Annotated in this window: 20 protein-coding genes and 1 other RNA gene; 4 read left to right on the top strand and 17 right to left on the bottom strand. The window is 46.4% G+C overall.

Features of this window, described 5'->3' with window-relative positions; translation table 11 throughout:
* Positions 1-13 precede the first annotated feature (13 nt).
* The 12 genes from mraY to rsmI form a co-directional block, all read right to left on the bottom strand.
* On the bottom strand, positions 14-1,096 hold the full coding sequence (mraY, locus tag ABXT59_RS03675) for a phospho-N-acetylmuramoyl-pentapeptide-transferase (RefSeq protein WP_443637783.1): 1,083 nt from the start codon (positions 1,094-1,096) through the stop codon (positions 14-16).
* Between the two features lie 3 nt (positions 1,097-1,099).
* Positions 1,100-2,464: a UDP-N-acetylmuramoyl-tripeptide--D-alanyl-D-alanine ligase gene (locus ABXT59_RS03670; protein ID WP_443637782.1), complete on the bottom strand. Its 1,365-nt coding sequence runs from the start codon at positions 2,462-2,464 to the stop codon at positions 1,100-1,102.
* Positions 2,464-3,969, bottom strand: coding sequence for a UDP-N-acetylmuramoyl-L-alanyl-D-glutamate--2,6-diaminopimelate ligase (locus tag ABXT59_RS03665; RefSeq protein WP_443637780.1), 1,506 nt, complete (start codon positions 3,967-3,969; stop codon positions 2,464-2,466). Before ABXT59_RS03665 ends, ABXT59_RS03670 begins: the two co-directional genes overlap by 1 nt.
* A 14-nt stretch (positions 3,970-3,983) precedes the next feature.
* A complete protein-coding gene (locus tag ABXT59_RS03660) occupies positions 3,984-5,660 on the bottom strand; it encodes a peptidoglycan D,D-transpeptidase FtsI family protein (RefSeq protein ID WP_443637778.1) in 1,677 nt (558 codons plus the stop codon).
* Positions 5,657-5,986 (bottom strand): cell division protein FtsL, encoded by a 330-nt coding sequence (ftsL, locus tag ABXT59_RS03655; RefSeq protein ID WP_443637777.1) that lies wholly within the window; start codon positions 5,984-5,986, stop codon positions 5,657-5,659. The genes ABXT59_RS03660 and ftsL overlap by 4 nt, the downstream gene beginning before the upstream one ends.
* Positions 5,983-6,948: a 16S rRNA (cytosine(1402)-N(4))-methyltransferase RsmH gene (rsmH, locus tag ABXT59_RS03650; RefSeq protein WP_443637775.1), complete on the bottom strand. Its 966-nt coding sequence runs from the start codon at positions 6,946-6,948 to the stop codon at positions 5,983-5,985. The genes ftsL and rsmH overlap by 4 nt, the downstream gene beginning before the upstream one ends.
* A 6-nt stretch (positions 6,949-6,954) precedes the next feature.
* On the bottom strand, positions 6,955-7,422 hold the full coding sequence (gene mraZ / locus ABXT59_RS03645; protein WP_443637774.1) for a division/cell wall cluster transcriptional repressor MraZ: 468 nt from the start codon (positions 7,420-7,422) through the stop codon (positions 6,955-6,957).
* Between the two features lie 162 nt (positions 7,423-7,584).
* Positions 7,585-8,241: an FCD domain-containing protein gene (locus ABXT59_RS03640; RefSeq protein WP_443637772.1), complete on the bottom strand. Its 657-nt coding sequence runs from the start codon at positions 8,239-8,241 to the stop codon at positions 7,585-7,587.
* A 60-nt stretch (positions 8,242-8,301) separates the two neighbouring features.
* The gene (locus tag ABXT59_RS03635) at positions 8,302-9,009 is read right to left on the bottom strand and encodes a M48 family metallopeptidase (RefSeq protein ID WP_443637771.1); all 708 of its coding nucleotides are present in this window, start codon (positions 9,007-9,009) and stop codon (positions 8,302-8,304) included.
* A gap of 6 nt (positions 9,010-9,015) precedes the next feature.
* Positions 9,016-9,471 (bottom strand): NUDIX domain-containing protein, encoded by a 456-nt coding sequence (locus tag ABXT59_RS03630; protein WP_443637769.1) that lies wholly within the window; start codon positions 9,469-9,471, stop codon positions 9,016-9,018.
* 371 nt (positions 9,472-9,842) lie between these two features.
* An RNA gene (gene rnpB, locus ABXT59_RS03625) (RNase P RNA component class A) lies at positions 9,843-10,208 on the bottom strand.
* Positions 10,209-10,269: 61 nt separating this feature from the next.
* A complete protein-coding gene (rsmI, locus tag ABXT59_RS03620; RefSeq protein ID WP_443637768.1) occupies positions 10,270-11,112 on the bottom strand; it encodes a 16S rRNA (cytidine(1402)-2'-O)-methyltransferase in 843 nt (280 codons plus the stop codon).
* Positions 11,113-11,241: 129 nt separating this feature from the next.
* Here rsmI and ABXT59_RS03615 point away from each other — a divergent pair, with 129 nt between their 5' ends.
* From ABXT59_RS03615 to ABXT59_RS03600, 4 genes are all read left to right on the top strand, one after another.
* Positions 11,242-13,401 (top strand): penicillin-binding protein activator, encoded by a 2,160-nt coding sequence (locus ABXT59_RS03615; RefSeq protein ID WP_443637766.1) that lies wholly within the window; start codon positions 11,242-11,244, stop codon positions 13,399-13,401.
* Between the two features lie 93 nt (positions 13,402-13,494).
* Positions 13,495-13,794 carry a YraN family protein gene (locus ABXT59_RS03610; protein WP_443637765.1) on the top strand — a complete coding sequence of 100 codons (300 nt, stop codon included), beginning with the start codon at positions 13,495-13,497 and terminating at the stop codon, positions 13,792-13,794.
* A 15-nt stretch (positions 13,795-13,809) separates the two neighbouring features.
* Positions 13,810-14,403 carry an SIS domain-containing protein gene (locus tag ABXT59_RS03605; protein ID WP_443637763.1) on the top strand — a complete coding sequence of 198 codons (594 nt, stop codon included), beginning with the start codon at positions 13,810-13,812 and terminating at the stop codon, positions 14,401-14,403.
* Positions 14,404-14,973 carry a BON domain-containing protein gene (locus tag ABXT59_RS03600; RefSeq protein ID WP_443637762.1) on the top strand — a complete coding sequence of 190 codons (570 nt, stop codon included), beginning with the start codon at positions 14,404-14,406 and terminating at the stop codon, positions 14,971-14,973.
* An 86-nt stretch (positions 14,974-15,059) separates the two neighbouring features.
* On the opposite strand, the gene ABXT59_RS03595 is transcribed toward ABXT59_RS03600, so the two are convergent.
* From ABXT59_RS03595 to petA, 5 genes are all read right to left on the bottom strand, one after another.
* Positions 15,060-15,497, bottom strand: a complete 438-nt coding sequence (locus tag ABXT59_RS03595; protein ID WP_443637760.1) for a ClpXP protease specificity-enhancing factor — start codon at positions 15,495-15,497, stop codon at positions 15,060-15,062.
* A gap of 14 nt (positions 15,498-15,511) precedes the next feature.
* Entirely contained in the window at positions 15,512-16,141 is a 630-nt protein-coding gene (locus ABXT59_RS03590) for a glutathione S-transferase N-terminal domain-containing protein (RefSeq protein ID WP_443637759.1), read from the bottom strand.
* Between the two features lie 136 nt (positions 16,142-16,277).
* Entirely contained in the window at positions 16,278-17,063 is a 786-nt protein-coding gene (locus ABXT59_RS03585) for a cytochrome c1 (RefSeq protein ID WP_443637757.1), read from the bottom strand.
* Positions 17,060-18,328, bottom strand: a complete 1,269-nt coding sequence (locus ABXT59_RS03580) for a cytochrome b (protein WP_443637756.1) — start codon at positions 18,326-18,328, stop codon at positions 17,060-17,062. Before ABXT59_RS03580 ends, ABXT59_RS03585 begins: the two co-directional genes overlap by 4 nt.
* On the bottom strand, positions 18,328-18,921 hold the full coding sequence (petA, locus tag ABXT59_RS03575; protein WP_443637754.1) for a ubiquinol-cytochrome c reductase iron-sulfur subunit: 594 nt from the start codon (positions 18,919-18,921) through the stop codon (positions 18,328-18,330). The genes ABXT59_RS03580 and petA overlap by 1 nt, the downstream gene beginning before the upstream one ends.
* Between the last annotated feature and the right edge of the window lie 120 nt (positions 18,922-19,041).

Genomic DNA, 19,041 nt, shown 5'->3' with positions numbered 1-19,041 from the left:
ACTTTCTCTTTAATTAACGGAGCTTAAGGGTGGCTAAACCAATCAAAACCAACACCACGGTGATAATCCAAAAACGCACAATAATGCGTGGTTCCGGCCAACCTTTGAGCTCAAAATGATGATGTATGGGCGCCATGCGGAATATTCGCTTGCCTGTCAATTTAAAAGAGGCAACTTGCAATATGACTGAAACAGTTTCCATGACGAATACCCCCCCCATAATCAACAGCACCAACTCCTGGCGGACAATCACTGCCACCACTCCCAAAGCGGCACCTAAGGAAAGCGCTCCCACGTCACCCATAAATACTTGAGCTGGGTAAGTGTTGAACCATAAAAACCCCATACCAGCACCCACGATGGCCGCACAAAATATGACTAACTCTCCTGCACCCCTAATGTAGGGAATATTGAGATAAGCAGAAAAAACTGAATGGCCTGTTAGATAAGCAAACACGGCTAAGGCACCGGCTATGAGCACAGTGGGTAAAATGGCAAGACCGTCCAAACCATCGGTTAAATTGACCGCGTTTGACGTGCCGACGATGACAAAATAGGTGAGCAAGATATACATCACCCCAATGTTAATACCGACCGATTTAAAAAATGGCACAATGAGTTCTAACTCTTGAGGTGTTTGGGCACTGTAGTACAAGAACAAAGCCGCACCTAGCCCTCCTACTGACTGCCAGAAATATTTCCACTTTGCCACTAAACCACGAGAGTTTTTTTCTACCACCTTGCGGTAATCGTCTACCCAACCAATGGCACCAAACACTGCAGTGACAGCAATAGTGACCCAGATATAACGATTGGTTAAGTCGCCCCACAACAAAGCACTGATAAGAATAGCCACTAATATAAGCGCTCCACCCATAGTTGGTGTGCCTTCCTTAGCCAAATGGCTTTTGGGACCATCTTGCCGGATTGACTGGCCAATTTGCTTAGCTTTTAAGCGTTCAATCATATAGGGCCCAATAGCCATGGCAATAAACAAGGCAGTAAGGACACCCATGATGCCGCGCATAGTAAGGTATTGAAAAACACCGAAGGCACTATAATACTGGGTTAAATATTCTGCTAACCATAACAACATGGGCTAGATTCCATCGCTAATTAATGTTTCTACAACTTGTTCCATTTGGCTGGATCGTGATCCTTTAACCAAACAACTCAAGTCAACTTTTGGCAGTTGCTCAAAGCAACTGGATAACTCTTGTTTATTGACACAAATTTTGCCGTAAATGCCACCGGCTTGCAGATAACTGTCCACTGCAGCAGCAGCCAACTCACCAAAGGCATAAAATTGCTCTATACCAGCAGCAGCAACTTGGATGCCAATACGCTGATGTAACTGCAGTTCTTGTTGGCCTAGTTCTCCTAGGTCACCAAGCATAAAACACCGCTGCCCATGGCACTGTTGTAAGACATCAATGGCCGCTTTTACAGAACCTAGGTTGGCATTATAGGTATCATCAATAATGCACCGGTTGTGACTCAATTGGTGGCTCACAAGGCGTCCTTGATAAGGCCTTGCAAGGGCTAAGCCTTGTACAATTTGATCCAGCGATAAGCCCAGAGCTGATGCGGCCGCGGCAGTGGCTAGGGCATTAGCCACATTGTGCTGGCCTAATAATTGCAAATCGACTTGCTGCTGTTGCTGTCCTACATGCAGCATGAATTGACTACCGCGCACAGTACGCTCGATAGCACTGGCATAAACGCTGGCCTTTTCATTGCTTAAACTAAAACTCCACACTCGCCTCGATTGGGCTAACGTTTGCCAAACTAAAAAGTGAGGGTCATCAAGATTCAAAACCACCTGACCCTTTTTAGAGAGGCCAGTAATAATTTCTCCTTTGGCTTTGACCACCCCACCAAGGCCGCCAAAACCAGATAAGTGAGCTTCTTGAGCATTATTCAAAATGGCGACATCAGCCCCTACCATGCGACTGGTATAGGCAATTTCACCAATATGGTTTGCGCCAAGTTCTAGCACCCGATAATCAACATCATCTCGCATTCCCCAAAGGGTCAAAGGCACACCAATGTCATTGTTGAAATTGCCTTGGGTGACCTCCACCTCTCCTGCCTGAAAAAGGACCTTTTGTAACATTTCTTTGACAGTGGTTTTGCCACTACTACCAGTGACTGCAACAAACTGGCCATTGAGACTTTGACGCTTGATTGCAGCGAGTTGCCCCAGTGCAATACGCGTATCTGGCACCACTATCAGTGGTAAGTCTGTATCTATTTCTGTGCTCACTAAAGCCGCACAGGCACCTTGGTTTTGTGCTTGTGCAATAAACTCGTGGCCATCAAAATTGGGGCCTACTAAAGCAACAAATAAATCACCCGCCGATAGGCTTCTAGTATCTGTAGACAGATGACTAAAAACTGCGGTACCAATAACATGGCTGCCTGGCAAGTTTTTGGATAGGTCGGATAAACTAAAGACAGCCATTAAGCTAAGCCTCCTTCTAGCGCACTCAAGACTTCTTCTTGATCACTAAAGTGATACTTAAGGCCAGCAATATCTTGATAAGTTTCATGACCTTTGCCAGTAATTAGGACGATATCACCTGCCTTAGCGCGTCCCATCGTTAAGGCAATGGCTTTTCTTCGATCACCTTCTATGACTACTTTATCTAAGCGTTTAAAACCCTGCCCAATATCTGATAGAATTTTTTCACTAGGCTCTGTGCGTGGATTATCATCTGTGACCACCACATGATCAGCCCAGATTTCGGCAATACTGGCCATTTTGGATCGTTTGTCCGCGTCTCGATCTCCACCACAGCCAAACACTAGCCATAATTGACCCCGAGTTAGATGCTCTTTGGCAGCCATTAACGCTTGTTCTAACGCATCAGGCGTATGGGCGTAATCTACAATGGCCTGCGGGCTATTTTTTGATTGCCGCTCCTGCCCTACGATCTGCATTCGTCCACATATGGTCGTCAGTCTGCTGATAACTGCAATCGCTGCTGTCAGTTCAATTTTGTGTAATAAAAGAACAGCCAAAGTGGCTAATAAATTACTTAGATTGAAGCGTCCAATAAGTCCAACTTTTAACAACGATTGACCCTTAGGTGTATTAATTACTGCGTCTATGCCATGTTCATGCTGAACAATGGAGGCCACCCCCACGTCTGCATAATCTACTTGGCAAATCTGGGCGCTGTAGGTGTATGTTTTAACTGATGGGGCAATTTCGTTGAGCAACCCTCGACCAAAATCATCGTCAAAGTTCACCACGGCAGTGCGTAAACTCGGCCAGCTAAATAGTTGCGCCTTAACCTCACCATAGGCTTGCATGGTGCCGTGATAATCAAGATGGTCTTGAGTCAGATTAGTGAACACGGCCGTTTCAAAACGACAGCCATTCAATCGCCCTTGTGCGAGTCCGTGGGAGGACACTTCTATGGCGCAGGCAACCGCACCTGCTTGTGCCATAGCCCCTAATTGACTCTGCATCGTCACTTCATCAGGCGTGGTATTTGGCCCCTGCACCAAAGTATCAAGCATTCCATAGCCCAAAGTGCCCACGACGCCACAGGTTAGACCTAAATCTGAAAAACACTGGGCAATAAACTGACTACAGCTAGTTTTACCATTAGTTCCTGTAATACCAATAAGTGACATGTGTTGGCTTGGGTCATGGTTGATGCGGGCAGCAATTAAGCCTTGCATGGAGATCAGATTAGGTAGACTGATGATAGGAACAGTGAGGCCAGATGAGGCCAGTTTAAATGCCTGTTGTGCATCGATAACTACCGCCACGGCCCCTCTTTCTTGCGCTTGCTTTACATAGCAGCGCAACCGTTTTGGCTCCCCTAAACAGGTGATAAACAAGTCACCTTGTTTGACCTGCCGGCTATCTGATGACACCCCATATACACAAACATCTGCCCATTGCTGGGCTTGCCCCGTGAGGGGCATCAGTTCATGTAAGCGCTTGGTTTCCACATCCAACCTCACTATTAACCTTGTGATGGCAGCAGATTATCTGGTGCCACATTTAAAAGTCGTAAACTCTCGGTCATAATGCGAGAAAATACGGGGGCAGCAACTTCGCCACCATAATATTGTTCACCCTTAGGGTTATCTATAATTACCACACACACCAAGCGTGGCTTAGAGGCTGGCGCCATACCTGCAAAAACGGCAGCATAAACATCGTCATCATAACCACCATCCTTCGAGGGTTTATGCACCGTGCCCGTTTTTCCAGCTACTCGATACAGGGGCACTCTGGCGCGAGTGCCTGTGCCGCCTTTTTGGGTCACAGTCTCTAGCATAGCAACCACTTGTTTGGCTAAATGCTCGGGCATTACTCGTTCAGCTTCGGGGACTTTTTCTTGTTTCAAAATTGACACTGGGCGTTTGAGTCCATAGCTGGCAAATACCCCATAGGCCTGGGCTAATTGCACGGGAGTGACAGCGATACCATAGCCATAAGACATGGTGGCTAAATTAATTGGGTTCCACTTAGGGTAGCTCGGCAGAATACCTGAGCTTTCGCCTGGGAAACCGCTGGCTGTTGCCTGCCCTAAGCCAAAGCTATAGAAAGTTTCCCTGACACTTTGGTCAGGTAAAGATAAAGCTAATTTAGTAACACCCACATTACTAGATTTAGTAATAATGCCCGTAATATCTAGTACGCCATAGTTGCGATGGTCGCGGATCGTCTTACGTTTGACTTTTACAAATCCGGGACTGGTATCCACTTCACTATCAAGATCATATTGACCACTCATTAACGCTGCTGCGATAGTAAGAGGCTTCATGGTCGAACCCGGCTCAAGCACATCAGTCAAAGCACGGTTACGTAAACTATCGATGTTCATAACTGATCGGTTATTGGGGTTGTAGGCCGGTTGGTTAACCATGGCCAATATTTCGCCTGTCTGCACGTCTAACACCACTGCAGAGCCTGAACTAGCTTGATGCTGCTGCACAACAGCTTTGAGTTCGCGATAGGCAGCATACTGCATGCGTAAATCAATACTAAGGTTTAAATCCTTGCCAGGTTGAGCGTTAGATAGTAGCTTTAGATCCTTAACGGTGCGCCCAGTGCGGTCTTTTTGTACTACTTTTTTACCTGAGGTGCCCTGCAACCAAGCGTCATATGCCAGTTCCATACCCTCTTGCCCTTGGTCATCAACATTGTTAAAACCCACTAAATGAGTCGCTACTTCAGCCGCAGGGTAGTAACGGTGAAACTCCTCAACACCATGCACACCTGGCCAATTATAGGCCAGAAAGGACGCAGCCTCAGCAGGATTGACATGCCGTTTAAGGTACATAAATTCTTTGTTTTTTAGACGTTCTAAACGTTTTAAAAAGGCAACTTCTGGCAACCCTAAACCTTGCGCAACCTGTTTGGCTTGAGCTATGTCCTTACCTAATGCTTGAGGGTTAGCCCACAAACTAACCACCGGCGCACTCACTGCCAGAGGCTCTCCGCGACGGTCTAAAATCATGCCTCTATGAGCAGGAATGAGAACTTCACGTTCCATTCGAGCATCGCCTTGGCGCATTAAAAAAGAGCGCTCAGTTAAATTCAGGTGCACCAAACGCCATGCCACAGCCGCTGCTGCAAGAAGTAATATCAACCATACCCAGCGCATACGCCATGGGTATTCCATGGCGTTCATAACTGGCGCACCAAAACGATTTCTTGAGCAAGTGGCACACCCATTTTAAGCTGCTCAATCACTATCGATTCAACCCGACTGTGGGACGCCCAAGCACTTTGCTCTATTAATAGCTGACCCCATTCCACCTGCATGTCGTTGCGGTCTCTTTCTAGCTGATGCAGATGGTTGATATGGCCTCTGGACAAAAACGAACTATAAACAACTAATTGCGCACTAATAACTAAGCCCACGAGCAAAAAGATCCCCAACAACATGGCATAGCGCTGAGCCTGCAAGCTTGCACGCATTAACCATAAATTGAGGTTTTCGCTCATATCTTTCATGCGATTTTTTCTGCCACACGCATTACTGCACTGCGAGATCGAGGATTGATGTCAATTTCATGGGGAGATGGTTTGCGGGCCTTGCTTAATAGAATAAGGCGCCGGTTAAGCTGGTCTTCAGTCACCGGTAGGCCACGCGGAATATGGGAGTCGCCTTTAGCATGTTCGCGCATAAAGCGCTTAACAATGCGGTCTTCTAGAGAATGAAAACTAATCACCACTAACCGGCCACCCGGAGCCAATGCCTCAAGGGCCGCATGTAAACCTAACTCTAGATCTTTTAATTCTTCGTTAATGTGAATACGTATGCCCTGAAATGCTCGAGTTGCAGGGTTTTTACCTTTTTCCCACTTAGGGTTAGCTATCGCAATAATGTTGGCTAATTGTTTAGTCGTAGTAATTGGCTGTTGTTGACGATGTTCCACGACCGCTCGAGCCATGCGTCTAGAAAAGCGCTCTTCACCATAATGATAAAGTACATTGGCTATTTCTTCAGCATCTGCGCGCGCTATCCATTGGGCTGCAGATTCGCCTGCATCAGGATTCATACGCATATCTAACGGGCCATCATGCTGAAAACTAAAGCCACGGCTGGCATCATCAATCTGGGGTGATGAAACGCCTAAATCCAGCAAAATCCCATGCACTTGACCAAAACAGTTTTGCTGCTGGGCGAATTGGTCTAAATGAGCGAAGGAGGTCTGAGTGATGGATAAACGTGTGTCTTCATCCATCATCAACTTTGCCTGATCAATAGCTAACGGGTCTTTGTCAAACGCATGTAAATGACCTTGGGGACTGAGGTGCTGCAGGATCAGTCGACTATGTCCACCCCGACCGAAGGTGCCATCCATGTAAATACCATCGGCATTATGGACCAATAGTTCTACGGCTTCATCAAGCAAAACGGATTTGTGGTGAAATTCTGGGTTCATTTCAGTTCCATTAATAATGTCAGCCATAACTGACTACAAGGACAACTGATGCAATAGTTCCGGCAATTCTTCAGTATTACTGCTGGCCTGCAAATAGGTTTCGCGGCGAGTATTCCATAACGACTCACTCCACAATTCAATTTTTTTACCTTGGCCTAAGAGCATGACTTTTTTGTCTAACTGAGCATATTCTCTGAGCAGCGCAGGTAACAATATACGTCCATTAGCATCAAGCTCTAAGTCTGTGGCATGACCGATCAATAAACGTTGTATACGTCTAGCGCTAGGGTTGAAGCTAGGCAACTGCTCTAGTTTTTGCTGGATTAGGTCCCATTCATTCAATGGGTAGATCATCAAACAGGGCTCTTCTGTATCAATAGTGACCACTAACTGCGGGTTGGTCTGAGGCTCTACTTTGTCAATTAATAGATCACGAAAACGTACAGGCATAGCTATACGTCCTTTGGTATCTATATTAATTGCTGCAGCGCCACGAAACATCAGACTTTTCCCTAAAAATGTTATAGTTTGGGGAAAATATCCACTTTCCCCCACTTTTATCCACCAGACCAGTGTAGGTAGATCAAGACTATTTTGCAAGTGAAAAGATAAAGATAGGTTTAGACGCTAAAAAGTCCAAGAAATGGTCTTTTAAATTGGTTTTTAAATCAGCTCTTGTAAGACCTGACTAGGAACAAGTATATGTTGGGAAATTAGTTTTTGGGCCACTTCGAGATCTCTAGCAAGAACCGCTGACACAAGCTGTTCATGCTCCATTTGATTGACATCAAAAGCGGCATGACCTGCGTTGTGTGTGAGCCATAAATTACGGTATCTAGATGCCTTTTCATAAAGATCTAAACGCACCCTGAGCAATTCTTCAGAGCCACAACCTTTGACGATGCTATAGTGAAACTGTTGATGCAGTTGCTCCCAAGCCTGCAGATCTCCGTCTGCCTGCAGCAATCCAGCATTAGAGTGGAGTCTATAGGCTGCAGCAACGATATCGGCCTCCCAAGCTTCATCACCTCTTTGGATAGCTAATCCGACACATAATGACTCAATTTGGGCTCGTGTATGGTAGATGTCTATCAACTCCACTCGTGTGACAGGGCATACTCGATAGCCTCGTTGATCCTGCACTTGCACTAACTGCATGACCACTAGTTGCGACAAGGCCTCACGCAATGGATTGACACCTACGTTATAACGCGCCTTTAAGACACTCATCTTAAGCTTATGGCCAGCCCCAAAGAAGCCTATCAAAATGTCGTGCTTTAAATGGTACAACACCTTAGCGGCTGAATTTTCTTGGGGCATGATGTTTCTTGGTCGCTTTATAGATAATGTCGATATTTTAATACTTAAAGGCCATCAATATCAATCGAGGCCTAGCCTATGACCTTCCTCTTTGAGCCATTGCTTTGCATCTGCGTAATTTGGCAACACACGTTTTACTTGAGCCCAAAACTCAGGGCCATGGTGCATATGCAGCAGATGGCACAACTCGTGAACTACCACACTATCAACTACTGCACGGGGTGCCATCATCAACTTCCAGTTAAATTGCACTTCACCCCGATGATTGCAGCTACCCCAGCGGGCTCGGTACGTTTTAACGTCAATCTTTTTCGGCCAAGCACCCACTAAGGGTGCAAAGTGACTAACCCGCTGCTCTATATGCTCTTGCGCTTGCAGCTTATACCAGCGCACAACGGCATTGCGTATCCATATCGGATTGACACGAGGAACGCTCACACTAAGTTCATTAGCAGCCTCGAGTTTAGTGCTATGACTGCCCAAAGAAATCTGCAAAATTAGCTCTTGGTCTAAAAAATCCAGCCTTTCCCCCACCTCATAACGTCTTCGAACCGGCGGTATAAACGGGCCCTGCATTGCCACTTTTGCTAGTATCCAGTCACTTTTAGACTCTAGTAAACGGTCGATTTCAGGCCTTGGCATTTTATTAGGCACCAAAACGACTAACTGCCCCAATGACATTCTAAAACCCACACTGGCTTTGCGGTGAGTGCGCTTAATAATAACCACAATGCCATGCATGGCTACTTTCTCTAACATCGATGTCATAGCAGTTTATGAGTAGCCTAAGTGCACGATTGATAGATCAGCTCGATCTAACTTATCCCACAATAGGTCTTTTAATTGTGGTGGGAACACATCCAGTTCGCCAAGCTCCTGTTTTGTTAACCAACGAGCTTGGGTAATGGACCTTATTTCTTCAGTCAGTGTTGCCAAATTTTTTAAGGAAACCTCTCCTTGCCATTGATCAACAAGATAAAACTGCTCTACATGATAAATACTTCTCGCAACCTCACCAAACTCCCGCACAAACAAAAGCTCGCCCACAGAGACAGTTAATCCGGTCTCCTCCCACACCTCACGCTTAACTGTGTTTCGCGTATTGCCGTCTTGAGTCTCAAAACCGCCACCCGGAGGCACCCAATAAGAACGCCCATCATCGTTTTCGTTGACCATTAAAATACGATCTTGATCAACCAAGATACCCGCCGCTCTGATGCGATGACGCATAAAAATCTCCACAGGTCAGTAAATTGGGAAGCTTAGCATAACTTGAGAAAGGACACTGAGAAAAGCGTAACCTAGTCCTGCTCCACAATGTCTCCATACCGTCTCCATACTAGTTCCAAACCAGCTCCAAGCCTATGTTGATGCCAGTACTGAGGCAGAGACTAATCTCATTGTAATGGCAATATTAACTGTAACCAAGAAACTTTTATAGGACTGCTGATGCAATGCAGATTCAGAGAGAATAGTTGACGTTTTGATGATGGTGTTGGCAAATTTAGGCCAGCAAAGATCCACTCGAATGGACACAAACATTAGTGTTTAATCGTTCAATTAAAGCAACGATTAAAAAAGGCAGGCAACAAACTAAAAAGTGAGAAAGCCCGCCACATAAGCCGGGTTCTGTCGTGGACAGTCATTCATCTAGGGTCTGCGTCGCCACAGACCTCTTGCGACCTACCCGAACCCAGTGCGGGCAGCACCTAGTGGGTTCCTATTTGGTCTTGCTCCAGGTGGGGTTTACCAAGCCGTAACGTGTTACCACGCACGCGGTGCGCTCTTACCGCACCCTTTCACCCTTACCGCCCGATAAATCGGGGTTGGCGGTCTACTCTCTGCTGCACTGGCCGTCGGCTCACGCCGCCCAGGTGTTACCTGGCACCTTGCCCTATGGAGCCCGGACTTTCCTCCCCTACTCAAACGCCTAAACGCAGAATAGCAGCGACTGTCTGGCGGACTTTCTCGGGCGCAGGATACCGAGTTTACCTAGCGCTGGCAAGGTTAAATGTGGCTTTAGCAGAGTTACTTACCTTGTAGCTCAAGAGCTCGATCATACAGGGCTTTTTTCTTATGCCCCGTGATGGCGGCAGTGAGCACCGCGGCTTTTTTAATGGGCAGCTCAGCCAGCAGCAATGACAGCATGCGCTCTTCTTCAGGCCCAATATCTTGCAACTGTTCTGGTTCTGCGCCTTCAATCAACACCACAAACTCACCCTTTTGCTGGTTATGATCTGCCCCCAGCCAATATTTAACTTCGCTGGCCTTGGCACTAAAAACAGTTTCAAAGGTTTTAGTCAGTTCGCGGGCCAACACCAATTGACGATTGGGCCCCATGACTGCAACAATATCATTCACTGTGGCCACAATACGGTGGGGTGATTCATAAAAAACTTGAGTGTGAGTCACACTTACCAACTGCTGCAGTTGCTGCTTACGACCGCTACTTTTAGCAGGTAAAAAACCGTAAAAGCTAAACCGGTCAGTCGCCAGACCTGACACACTCAGCCCTGCAATTAGTGCACATGGGCCCACCACTGGCACAACTTTATAGCCAGCGCTTCTAACGGCACTCACTAAATGATAACCCGGGTCAGAAATAAGCGGAGTGCCTGCGTCTGAGATAAGGGCAATAGACTGACCTTGAGCCAACTTTTGTACCAATGTTTTAGCCCGCGCACGTTCATTATGATCGTGCACTGCCAACATGGGCGTAGAAATGGAAAAATGCTGCATCAGTCGACCACTATGACGCGTATCTTCCGCGGCAATGAGGTCAACCTTCTTAAGGGTTGCTACTGCCCGTGGACTAAAATCCTCTAAGTTGCCAATTGGGGTCGAAACAATGTAAAGCGTTGCTGTTGTCATGCCTTTGAGCCTTTTAGACTTGTTTGAACCCGCTTTTATGCTAGGCTTACTCAGGTTAGATCACTGAGGTGGTCTTAAATAACGGATTATAACCTAAAGCGCCTCAACCATACTCATTAAGAATGCTCTATGACCTTATCTCTAAACCATTTTTTGCGTGCTCTTAGCCTCTTATGCGGACTCATTTTAGTGAGCGCTTGCCAGCAGCAAAATGTCATACCCACCGTGCCCAAGCAACCCAAAGTGCTAAATGCGGCCCCACCAACGGTCCAACCGGTTGAGAAGATCAAGACGGTTGAAGAAGCTGAGAAGGTGATGGTCATTGCCATGGATTTGACTGACAAAAAAGTGCCGGTACCAAGGTCAGCAAACCCACTCAGTTTAGACCCAGATCAAGACAGTGTTAGTTTAATGCCCAGCGAAAATATCCCTGCAGACTCTGGGCAAACCTCTGATAATGCCAATAAAAACCTAGCCATCCTCTTTTCTAACAGCCCCGAACAGATTACTACAGAGCTGCCTACCTTTGAGCAACAGAGCATTATAGAAATCACAGGTGACGAACAGTCGCTACCCGAACCTTTAGACCGAGAACTGCAAAAAATATACCTCATGCCAAAGGCCATTCAATACGCATATTTATTAGACATGGCAGAGCAAGTGTTAGCCCTTGGGTATGCCCAGTCGAGCGCACGTATTCTCAACCAAATCGACCTAGGGTTGGTGCCAAAAAATCAGCTCAGTCGGTATTTGGAAGCAAAAGCAGAGAGTCAGCTAAAGTTAGGAGATAGCTTTGGCGCCATTACTTGGCTGCAACAAGCCCAGGTACTAACACCCGATACTGATCCCCAAGCAAGAACCAAGCTCTTGGTCCTTAAAGCCGAGTCTTATGAAGCCAATGGCCTATCTCTGGCTGCTGCCAATGCTTTAATAGCCTTAAGTCAGCTACCCACGACCATAGAGCCTAGTCAATATAATGAACGAATTTGGATGGCTCTAACCAAGGTTAATGCTCAAGCCCTAGACCTGCAGGTCACTGGAACTGACAATGATGTAAGCCGTGCTTGGTACACACTTGCCTTAATACCCTTGGTCCATCACGACATGGAGTTACAGCTCAGCTCTGTAAAGCAATGGCAACAACAGTGGCCACTGCATCCGGCTAGCCTATCGCTTCCTGGCGCACTGGCAAGCCTAACTGACCTTAGAGAAGCACAGCCACAACGTATCGCCCTAGCGATGCCCTTGCATGGTCGACTAGGCAAAGTGGGGCAGGCAGTAGTAGATGGCTTTATGATGGCTCGCTTTGAAGCCCAAAAAACCTCAGCCATGATTCCCTACATTAAAGTTTATGATACCTCTAGTCTCAGCAGCTTAGATGGGCTTTATCGGCAAGCTGCCACTGATCAAATCGACATTATTATTGGCCCACTTGATAAAGATAAGGTCATTCAACTGAGTCAAAAGGATGCTCTAACTATCCCCACACTTGCGCTGAATTACATTCCCTTGGGAGGCACAAGCAACGTCACTACCAATTTAATTCAATTTGGTTTAGCGGTCGAGGATGAAGCCTCACAACTGGCTGATCGTAGCTTAGCTGAAGGCCATAAGCGCATTATTGTGCTCCATCAGGACCAACCTTGGGCCACCAAAGCAGCTCAACATTTTAGTACTTCTTGGACTAGCCTAGGTGGTGAAATAGCGACCCAGGTAAGCTTTTCCGGCGCGGGTGACCATTCGGAGTCAATTACCCAAGCGTTACTCATTAACCAAAGTCATGAGCGGGCAAAGTTACTCAAGAAACATCTATCTGGTAGTGGGAATAAGGTTAAATTTGAGCCTCGCCGACGTCAAGACGTGGATGCGATTGTGCTCTTTGCGCTACCTTCAGATGGGCGTCAAATAATTCCCACCTTAGCCTTTCACTATGCTGCAGATCTTCCAGTCTATGCCAGTCATCATATCTACCAAGGTCCCACCAGTACGAGTCGCGATCGAGATTTAGAAAAAGTCATTTTTACCGAATTACCTTGGTTAATTGAGCAGCCTGAAATTCAACAAAAATTTAGCCAAAAATGGCCTGATCGAGATCGGTATACCCGTCTATTTGCCATTGGTGTTGACGCCTACCGACTCTTCCCTCGGCTTCAACAGTTACAGGCGTTTAACAACAGCCGTGTGCATGGGGTCACTGGTCTTTTGCAGATGAATAGTCAAGGCCGAATTTTCACCCATAGCTCATGGGGACAATTCAGAGCAGGTAAGGTTATTGCCAATCCTAGATAATATAAATGCCCATCGTCATGCACTCGACTAAAATTGGTGCGTGGGCTGAGGAGCTTGCTTGGCAACATATGTCTGAGCAGGGTTGGACCTTGATTGAGCGTAACTTTTTTTGTCAAGGTGGCGAGCTTTGATATCATTGCACAAAAAGATCATGTGCTGGCTTTTGTCGAAGTAAAGTACCGTAAAAATAATCATATGGGTGGTGCGATTGCTAGCATCAGCCCAGCCAAAAAGCGTCATTTAATCCATAGTGCGAAGGTCTTTTTGCTACGCTACCCGTTATTAAACAAACTAGACTGCCGCTTTGATGTCATAGCTATTAGTGGTTCTAATGGCCCCCATACCCAAGTTCAGATACAATGGATCGATAATGCGTTTATCACTTCAGACTAAGGTTAGAGTTCATTAATGGAGCTGCAAGAAAGGGTTATTAATCAGTTCCATGAGCACATGGGCTGCGCCGCATACAGTGCTGAGCACCTGCCTCAAGATATTGCTATCGCTGCGCAAATGCTGCACCAATGCTTCCTTCAAGAGGGTAAAATCCTCATTTGTGGTAATGGTGCCAACGCTGCCAATGGCCATCATTTGAGCGCTGCATTACTCAGTCGCTTTAAGCAGGAGCGTCCCAGCTTACCAGCGTTTAATCTAGCTGCTGATAGTACAACAATGAGTGCTGTCATTCGTGATTCGAGTTTTCAGGACGTGTTTGCCAAACAAATCACAGCCTTAGGCCAGCAGGGTGATATTGTTGTTGTGATGTCAGAACAGGGCAATTGTGGTAATTTAATTCAAGCCATACAAGCCGCTCATAACCGTCAATTACAGGTTATATCGATTACCGGTCAAAGTGGTGGCGATATGGCCACAGTGCTGGATCCAGACGACGTCGCTATTCGGATTCCTAGTGACAACAACGTTAATATATTGCAACTGCAGCTGATTACTATTCACTGCCTCTGTGATTTAATTGATTTTCAACTATTTGGGAGTAACGAATAAATGCTCAAACGTGGCATTCAACTCATCACCATCACTAGCTGCATCTTTATTTTGGGCGCCTGCTCACCGACTCTTAGCGACAAACCAATTACTGACAACAAAGGCTCGCGGACTTTAGGCACCCTATATAACGATCAACTGATCGAAACTGCTGCGGTAGATGCCATATTACGTGCATCACCTTTGCTGGAAACGGCCAACGTGAGTGCAGTGAGTGTAAACGGTATTCTATTGTTAATAGGTCAAGTACCCAGCGAAGACACTAAGGTGATTGCAGGGGCAAAAGCGCGCGGTATTTCCAATGTTCGAAAGGTGCATAACGAACTATTAGTCAGCGGCCCAGCATCCTATGTAGTCAGAACCAGTGATACGCTCATTACCACTAAGGTAAAAGCTCGTATGGTGGGTGAAGCTGCGTTCCCTGCTGGCCGTATTAAAGTAGTGACGGAAAATGGTATCGTTTATCTAATGGGACTTGTGACTCAGATAGAAGCCGACTGGGCTGTAAAAGTTGCGTCTAATGCTAGCGGCATCCAGCGTATTGTTAAGGTGTTTGAATACATCGATTAACGTTAAACCAAAGCTTCTTTTGAGAACATAAAAAAGGGCCATTTGGCCCTTTTTTATGTTCTCAAAAGCATGACTAACCGGCTTAGTTATTTAACAACTTTGAGCGTAGGACGCTTCGTCCGACTTGCAATTGATGACACCGTGCCCGGTGCTTTTGGTTTATCTACCGTTGCTAAAGGTGAGTTAGATGGGCCATCAGGATCTGGAATACCTGGCTCAAAGCCAAACCCCATACCTTCACCGCTTTCTTTAGCATACACGGCCATCACCGCTAATATAGGCACGTAGACATGCATGGGCACGCCGCCAAAGCGCGCGTTAAACTCTATCGCCTCATTACCAAGGTTTAAGCCTTCCACTGCGCTAGGTGCAATATTTAGCACAATTTGCCCATCACTAATAAAGTGTTCAGGCACCATCACGTCATTGATAGTCGCATCAACCACCATGTGTGGAGTGGAATCGTTATCCAAGATCCACTCATGAAGGGCACGTAATAAGTAAGATCGACTTGGAGTCATCATCTTCACGGCCTCAATTAAAGCCGAATTTCATGCTCAAGCTCAGACAGACTTTCTTGAAAACCTTCGCGCGCAAATATGCGTTCCATATACTCTAGCATGGGAGCTGCTTGTAGCTCTGGAAGATCAATACCCAACTGCGGCAAGCGCCACAAGATTGGTGCGATACAGCAGTCAACCAAAGTAAACTCTTCACTCATAAAGAAGTCTTTTTCAGTAAAGATCGGTGCTGTAGAAATGAGACTTTCACGCAGCTCTTTTTGAGCTTCAATAATTTCAGCTTCATCATCTGAGGTCATGATTAGGTCGGCAAGGCGGCACCAATCACGCTCAATACGGTACATATACAACCGACTTTCTGCACGAGCTACAGGATATACGGGCAGTAATGGTGGATGGGGGAAGCGCTCATCCAAGTATTCCATCATCACATTAGCTTCGTAAAGCACTAGATCACGGTCGACCAAGGTCGGCAAACTGTTATAGGGGTTTAGATCAGCCAGATCTTCTGGCTTGTGCTCATCATCAACATCAATGATGTCAACGGTAACACCCTTTTCTGCCAAAACAATACGCACGCGGTGGCTGTAATGATTTGAACCATCAGAAAAAAACGTCATGGAAGAGCGTTTAGCGACTACACCCATGTGGATATACCTCAATAATAAACGTTAGCGCTCAGCGCCGGAAACGAAGTCGCGACCTATGCCCTTCACCTAGGGTGAGGGGCATAGGTCGCGCTTAAATAGACTGCAATCGACTATTATACCTCAAAGTCAGGCGTTAATGGACGTCGCGCCAGAATTCCTTTTTCAAGAAGTAGAACAACACGGTCATCATCAAACAGAATAAAATAGCCCACAGACCAATCCGTTGACTGTCGCTCTTGTAAGGCTTCGACATATACGCCATGAAGTTGGTTAGGTCATACATCGCTGCATCAAATTGAGCCGGTGTCATAGTGCCTGAGCCTTCTGCCACAGAGAGTAGCTCACAACTTTGCTCAGTTAATGCCTCACCCGTTAGACTATCGATCACTGCAGTTCCATGGTCGTCCAGTTGGGTAATCTCACCACAACCTTTAGTTTGGATGCCCTGCAAGTCTGCCAACACGTTAGGCATACCCACAGCCGGGTAAACCACGTTATTGACCCCATAGGGACGACTCTCATCAGCATAGAAACTGCGCAGATAAGTGTAAACCCAATCGGTACCGCGTAGGTTAATTTCATTCGTTAAGTCTGGTGGAGTGGCTCCGAACCACTGAGCAGCAAGCTTAGGGTCCATTGCACTGGTCATCTGATCACCAATTTTTTGATCACTAAAAATCAAATGCTGGATAACTAGATCTTCAGGGATGTGCAAATCCTCTGCCGCCCGAATATAACGCTGGTACTGGGCTGTATGACAGCCCAGACAGTAATTGACATAGGTTTGCATGCCACGCTGTAGTGAGCCTTTGTCGCTCGCATCCGCTTCCATAGAATCCAGCTTTATACTCGGCCCACCACTGGCCTGAGCAAACATAGGCATCATCAATATTAAACTAATTAAGAATAACTTCTTCATGATTCTACCACCCTCGAAGGAACAGGCTTCGTCGCTTCAATGCGCGTATAAAACGGCATCAGTATGAAGTATAGGAAATACAAAAGGGTAAATAACTGAGCAGCTTGTGTGCGGCCCTCTGTTGTGGCAATGGTACCCAGGTACCCTAGAACAATGAAACTCACAACAAAAACGGCCAGCGCCGTCCGGCTCATCCAGCCTTTGTAGCGCATTGATTTAACCGGACTGCGATCTAACCAAGGCACCACGAACAGGATGGCTATAGCCCCACCCATGGTCACTACGCCTAAAAACTTAGCATCTAAACCAAACAGCGAAAAGGTAATAGCACGCAGCATGGAATAGTAAGGCGTGAAATACCACACTGGCGCAATGTGTTCAGGCGTCTTTAGTGAGTTGGCAGGCTCATAGTTAGGCTTCTCAATAAAGTAACCCCCACCTTCTGGAAAAAAGAAAATGACTAAGCAAAACACCGTTAGGAAAATACCGATAGCCACTAGATCTTTCACCACGTGGTAGGGCCAAAACGCGATCCCATCAACGGGCACGCCATTTTCATCTTTATTTTTGTCAATTTCGATGCCATCTGGATTGTTCGAACCCACATCGTGTAATGCCAAAATATGTAATAAAACCAAGGCCATAATCACGATGGGAAGAGCAATAACATGCAACGAGAAGAACCGATTCAAGGTAATACCTGAAATCAGGTAGTCGCCACGGATCCACTGAACAAGGTCTTCGCCTACTACGGGAATGGCGCCGGCTAAAGATAAGATAACCTGAGCACCCCAGTAGGACATTTGACCCCAGGGCAATAGATAACCGAAGAATCCTTCCGCCATTAGCGTTAGGTAAATGGCCATACCAAAGAGCCAGATCAACTCACGTGGTTTCTGGTAGGAGCCATACATTAAGCCCCTGAACATGTGTAAATAAACCACAATAAAAAAGGCTGAGGCGCCTGAAGAATGCATGTATCGAATGATCCACCCCATCTCCACATCACGCATGATGTATTCAACTGAGGCAAAAGCTCCTTCAGCAGAGGGCTCATAGGACATAGTGAGCCATATACCTGTGAGTATCTGATTCACTAAAACGAGTAAAGAAAGAACACCAAAAACATACCAAAAGTTAAGGTTTTTGGAAGCATAGTACTTTGACATGTGGTCTTGCCACATTTGGGTCAGAGGAAAGCGATCGTCAATCCAACGAACAATACCTCTTTCCGCCTTAGCGCGGTTAGGATTACCAACAGCCATTACGCATTTCCTCCATCTTCGCCAATTAGAATAACTGAATCACTCTCATAAAAATGTGGCGGAATTTCTAAGTTTGTCGGGGCTGGCTTACTTTTAAATACGCGGCCAGATAAATCAAAAGTTGAACCATGGCAGGGGCAATAAAAGCCTCCATTCCAATCTTCACCTAAGTCGACTGGCGCCACTTCAGGGCGATAGGTGGGTGAACAACCTAAATGGGTACAAATGCCAATCATCACGATGTATTCGTCACGCAAAGCACGCGCTGCAGTGCTCGGCACATAACTTGGCTGCTTTGACTTAACAGATGCGGGGTCAGCTAAACTATCGTCTAGAGTGGCCAAGTGCGCCAAGGCTTCTGCGCTGCGCCGAACAATCCATACAGGCTTTCCACGCCACTCAACAATCATTTGTTGGCCTGGTTCTAATTTACTAACATCTGCCTTGACCGGTGCACCAGCCGCTTTGGCTTTTGCACTAGGGTTCCAGGAAGATACAAAAGGGGTTAGAGCCGCTACACTGCCAACTCCACCCACAACTAAGGATGCACCGACTAGTACGCGACGTCGCGTATTCACGCCTTCATTACTCATTCAATTGGTCTCCAGCTAGGCTGTAAAATTACTGAGCGCAATTTTAAAGGAAAGGTACTAAATAGACAAGGTTAATGCCCCACTCCAAGGCTACAAAAGCCTTTGATTTTCAACAAGCCA

The sequence above is a fragment of the Candidatus Njordibacter sp. Uisw_058 genome, assembly GCF_047730065.1.
Lineage (GTDB): Bacteria > Pseudomonadota > Gammaproteobacteria > Pseudomonadales > Balneatricaceae > Njordibacter.
This window is presented reverse-complemented; position numbering and strand designations above follow the sequence as displayed.